At 64.7% G+C, this 4767-nt stretch carries 5 protein-coding genes; all 5 read left to right on the top strand.

What is annotated here, in order from left to right:
* Positions 1-42: 42 nt before the first annotated feature.
* The 5 genes from ACWD2L_RS40795 to ACWD2L_RS40775 all read left to right on the top strand — a co-directional run bounded on the left by ACWD2L_RS40795 (position 43) and on the right by ACWD2L_RS40775 (position 4711).
* Positions 43-219 carry a hypothetical protein gene (locus ACWD2L_RS40795; protein WP_451193792.1) on the top strand — a complete coding sequence of 59 codons (177 nt, stop codon included), beginning with the start codon at positions 43-45 and terminating at the stop codon, positions 217-219.
* Between the two features lie 5 nt (positions 220-224).
* A complete protein-coding gene (locus ACWD2L_RS40790) occupies positions 225-1661 on the top strand; it encodes a hypothetical protein (RefSeq protein ID WP_451193786.1) in 1437 nt (478 codons plus the stop codon).
* The gene (locus tag ACWD2L_RS40785; protein ID WP_351345921.1) at positions 1658-1969 is read left to right on the top strand and encodes a hypothetical protein; all 312 of its coding nucleotides are present in this window, start codon (positions 1658-1660) and stop codon (positions 1967-1969) included. The genes ACWD2L_RS40790 and ACWD2L_RS40785 overlap by 4 nt, the downstream gene beginning before the upstream one ends.
* Positions 1970-2108: 139 nt before the next feature.
* Complete coding sequence (locus ACWD2L_RS40780) at positions 2109-3497, top strand: protein rep (protein WP_451193783.1); 1389 nt, start codon at positions 2109-2111, stop codon at positions 3495-3497.
* An 806-nt stretch (positions 3498-4303) separates the two neighbouring features.
* The gene (locus tag ACWD2L_RS40775) at positions 4304-4711 is read left to right on the top strand and encodes a hypothetical protein (protein WP_451193781.1); all 408 of its coding nucleotides are present in this window, start codon (positions 4304-4306) and stop codon (positions 4709-4711) included.
* Positions 4712-4767 lie beyond the last annotated feature (56 nt).

Raw genomic sequence — 4767 nt, 5'->3', positions numbered from 1 at the left:
GCCGCCCCGTCCGCTCGCGCCTCCAAGTCGGAGGGCTGATCCATGAGTCGTCAGGACCAGATCAACTCCATCGCGGCCGATCTCGCCGTGGCTGCCATGCGCGGATACGAAGAGTTCAAGGTCGTCGCCCAGGAGGTCGACGACCGGTACCCGCTGGAGATCAAGCAGGAGATCAACGCACGCCTCGCTGACACCACTCCGAACCCCACGGAAGGCTGATCAAGGTGCTCGATGATCTGAACCAGATCACGACGCTCGCTCCCAAGGCGGCGGTCCTCCTCGTGGGGATCGCCGCCTTGGCGGGCACCGTCTGGACCGCAGTGATCACGTACCAGTACCTCCGCGCCACGCCCCTCCAGCGCCAGCGCATGCGCCATGCCTGGAAGATCGCTCGTCGCTGGAACCGACAGGCCAAGAACCTCGGCCTGGCCCGCATCGACGAGAACACCCGAGGCACCACCGACTGGCGAGGCCAGAAGAAGCAGACGATCACTGTCGTGCCCAAACTCGTCGTCAAGCCCGAGCCGTACGGCATCCGCGCCCAGATGAAGACCATCCCCAAAGTCGGCCTCGCAGAGGTCCAGGCCGCTGCCGAGTGGATCGCAGACGACTGGGACTGCGAGAGCGTCGAAGCCGTCCGCATCAAGTCCGGCCTTGTCGAGATCCGAGGACTCGTCGGCAACCCCCTCGACGAGCACTTCCCGTACGACTTCGATTCCCAGGGCTGGGCTCTCCCCATTGGCCGCAACCCGTGGGGCCGAGAGATCAGCATCCCCCTCAAAGACCTCTCCGGAATCAAGATCGCGGGCATGCCCGGCTACGGCAAAACCATGCTGCAGCTCGGGTTCCTCGGTCGCCTCACCAACTCACCCGCCGTTCAGTTCTGCCTCTTCGACGGCAAGACCTCTGACCCTCGCTACGGCGACTGGGGCCAGGTCGCCGGACGCGCCATGTTCGTTGTCGGCGACAACCCCGAGACCGCCCATCAGCGGCTCACCGAACTCGTCCGCCTGATCAAAGACCGCCCGGCCCAGCTGGTCGAAGAACGCGGCACCCACAAGTTCTGGAAGCACGGCCCGACCGAGACCATCCCGCTGGTCCCGGTGCTCATGGACGAGTGCCACAACTACATCGACGCCAGCGGTCTCCGGGGCAAGGACAAGGATCTCATCGAGTCCAACCAGCGCCTCATGCGCACGGTCGCCAAGGAAGGCCGAGGCCTCGGTGTCCTGCCCATCGTCGCCACCCAGAAGCAGACCAGCGACGCCATCCCGACCTCCGTGCGCGACCAACTCGAGGTAGGCATCTGCTTCCCGGTCTTCACCATGGACGGCGCCGAAGCCGCTCTCGGCTCCGGCATCCGCAAGGACGAGGCCAACGACCCGACCGCCATGGTCGACAAGGACAACCCCGGCGTCTGCGTCGTCACAGGAGTCCCCGGCCTCAGTGGCCGCTATGACCGAGTCCGTGTCGGCGACGTCGACGAGAACCACCTCCTGGCGCTCGTCGCCAACTCACTCGAACTCCGCCGCGATGTCATCCCCGCGGCTGCCCCGACCGTCCGCGACGCTTCGGCCGGCACTCCGACTCCAGCCGAAGAGACCACCCAGGGCATCCCGCTCCAGAAGCCCAAGACCACCCGACGAAGGAAGGCCTCATGACCGTCTACGAGCCGGAGAAGGTCTACACACCGCAGACCCTCCACCTCACCCCGGAACAGGCCCTGAGGGCCCCTCAGAGCCTCGTACAGCCCCAGGGCTACGTCATCGTCCAGCAGGCGCCCAAAGAGCCGTCCTGGCTCCAGCAGCACAAGGGCGAGCTCATCGCCGGAGCCGGAGCCGGAATCGTCGTCGTCGGCATGCTCCTCGCCGTCGCCGTCGTCGCCATCGCGGTGACCATCGGCATCGTCTCCGCCACTGTCGGACTGATCGTCATCAAGAGCCTCATGGGGGCCGACAGCAAGAAGTGACCGATCGGCGTGTTCCTACCACGCCGATCGGCCACGACCCACAGGATCACACGAGACGCAAAGGGGGCCCGCAGCGACTGGCATCGCTCGGGCCCCTTGTCTCCGCCCCAACCACTTGGAAAGCCGAACGGAGAACGACGTGGACAGCGTAGGGCAGAGCACCGACACCGCGCGAGACGACCAGCCCATTGTCGAGACGGCAGACCTGATCACGGAAGACGCCCGCAGGGCTCTACAGGCCCCCCAGGCCCGCCGCGAGGTTTCCCCGGTTCGGCCGGGCCGGAGGCATGAGGCCGTTGCCGGGGCTGCCGCTCGCGGCAGCCTCGCGGAGGGCCCTTCTAGGTACAACGCGAATAATGTTTCTACGGATCAGGAAAACCCCAGGTCAGACGGCGAATCGGCGGTTCGCAAAGAGCGTCGTGAGAAGCGCTTCGCACAGCGGGCCGTCCTCTGGTCGATCAGCACGCTTCCGCGCGTCAAGAAGTGCGGTCGGACGACCAACGGGAACGAGGGCGACGGCAAGGCCGCGATCAAGGTTCAGGGCGGCGTCGCCCACTGGTCCGGCTTCTGCTCCTGCGGCTCGATCTGGGCCTGCCCCGTGTGCTCCGCCAAGATCCGCGCCACCCGCGCCGACGAGATCGCACGCGCCGTCGCCAAGCACATGACCCAGGACGGCGGCACCGCCTGGATGGTCACCCTGACGGCTCGTCACAAGAAGCACCACGACCTTGCGGACCTCTTCGACGCCGTGGCCAATGGATGGCGACAGCTCATGTCCGGATACCGCTGGGCGGGAGACAAGAAGCGAAATCTTCCCGGGGAGAGGGACAAGCTCGGAGTCCGAGGAAACATCCGCTCACTGGAAATCACCTACGGAACTCGGAACGGCTGGCACCCGCACCTTCACGTCGTTCTCCTGCTCAATGACGAGACCCTCGAAGAACTCACCTACGCCATGGTCCGCTGGGACAAGACCTGGCGACAGTGGATGAAGAAGAAGGGCTACGAGCCGAGCAAGGAACACGGCGTGAAGTGGTCCAAGGTCACCACTCCGGAACAGGCAGGCGAATACATCGCCAAGGTCCAGGAAGGCAAAGGCCACGTCGGCAACGAAATGGCCCGAGGGGACATGAAGGCTGGACGCCTCGGCACCCTGGCGCCCTTCGAGATGCTCGAATACCTCCGCACGACGGGCGATGCCGCCGTGGTCCCGGTCTGGCACGAGTACGAGAAGGCCACCTTCCGTCGCAGGGCGATCACGTGGTCACGCGGCCTGCGGGGCCAACTCCTCGATGACGAACCGGAGTTGAGCGACGAAGAGGTTGCGGCCGAAGAGGTCGGCGGCGAGACGTGGGCACTTCTGCCGGCCGAATCGCTGACCGCTATGCGACGGGTTCCCGGTCTCCAGACCGCGCTCCTCGATGCGGCCGAGAACGGTGGATTCTCCGAGCTGGTCAACCTGCTCACCGCATACCACCTGGCGTATGAACTCGGCCCTGATGCTCCGGCGGCCGCCAACCTCACCTGATCCCAACCAGGGCTTTCGCGGCTGCACCACAGTCCGGGCCGAGTGGGGGTTCCTCCGGTCTGAGCGGCAGGGCTTGCCCCAGAACATGGGGGGGATGGGGGTGCCAAGGTGGAGCGCCCGCTTGGACGAACGACCTTGGCACCCCCATCCCCCCCATGTTGGCCTTCGGTGCCGTTCAGACTGGAGGAACCCCCACGACCCATTCGAATAACCCCCCACCCAACGGCACCCGAAAAGAGGGATCCTCTGGGCTAGTGGTCGGGGTTTGGGGCAGAGCCCCATAAAAAAACTCGACCGCCTCCGGCGGATGGTTCGGCTCCCGCCGGGATCAAAAGAAAAAGCCCCCTGCCGGGGGCTTTCCTACTTCCGGCCCGAAGACCTTCGCTTGTAGACCGCTGCCCTACTGATCCTTGCCGCTTCCGCGATCTGAGAGGGAGTCAGGATCTCGTTCGCATCGGCAGCCGCAGACAACTTCCGCTCTGTGCCTTCGCATTCGACACGGATATCTCCGAGAACTCGTAGCAAACTCCGGTACCACTCGCGATCATCGTTCATGTTCAAGTCCTCGGCACTTAGGCCGTGTTGGGCAAGATCCCGGATCTTCTCCAGGCTAGTCCGGACTGCATCCGACTGGCGATCAAGACCATGAGGCATCGTCTACTCCAAGACTCTGGGTGGTAACTAGTTGACACTCTCAGTGTACTCATGCAGTCTAGAGGTCATCGGGCCCCCGGATCTCTATCCACAGGCTCGATGTCAGAGGTTTCCGGTAGACCAGAGATCAACTCCGAACGAGAGGTACTTCCATGCCCGCGATCTTCCACGTTGACCAGGCCCGCACCTTCAAGGCCGTCATGTTCATGTCCGCCGCGCCGAAGACTGAGTTCGGCAAGAACGACGTCCAGGCCACTCTCAAGGACGGCACGCCCAAGTGGGAGGTCCAGGTCGTCGCCTCCTTCGAGCAGTTCGGCAAGGTTGAGAACGAGATCCTCAAGATCGGCGTGAACTCGTACAAGAACCCCGGCGAGGCTCTCCAGCACATGCCGCAGCCCGTCGAACTCGTTGGCTTCCGCGTCGGCGTCTCCCCGGTTGACAAGCGTGTTGACCAGAACGGCCGCGAGAAGATCACCGGCGGCACCGCCTGGTACCAGGCCGACGAGGTCCGCGCTCTCAACGCCGCCCCGTCCGCTCGCGCCTCCAAGTCGGAGGGCTGATCCATGAGTCGTCAGGACCAGATCAACTCCATCGCGGCCGATCTCGCCGTGGCTGC

Source organism: Streptomyces sp. NPDC002754 (assembly GCF_053592315.1).
This window is presented reverse-complemented; position numbering and strand designations above follow the sequence as displayed.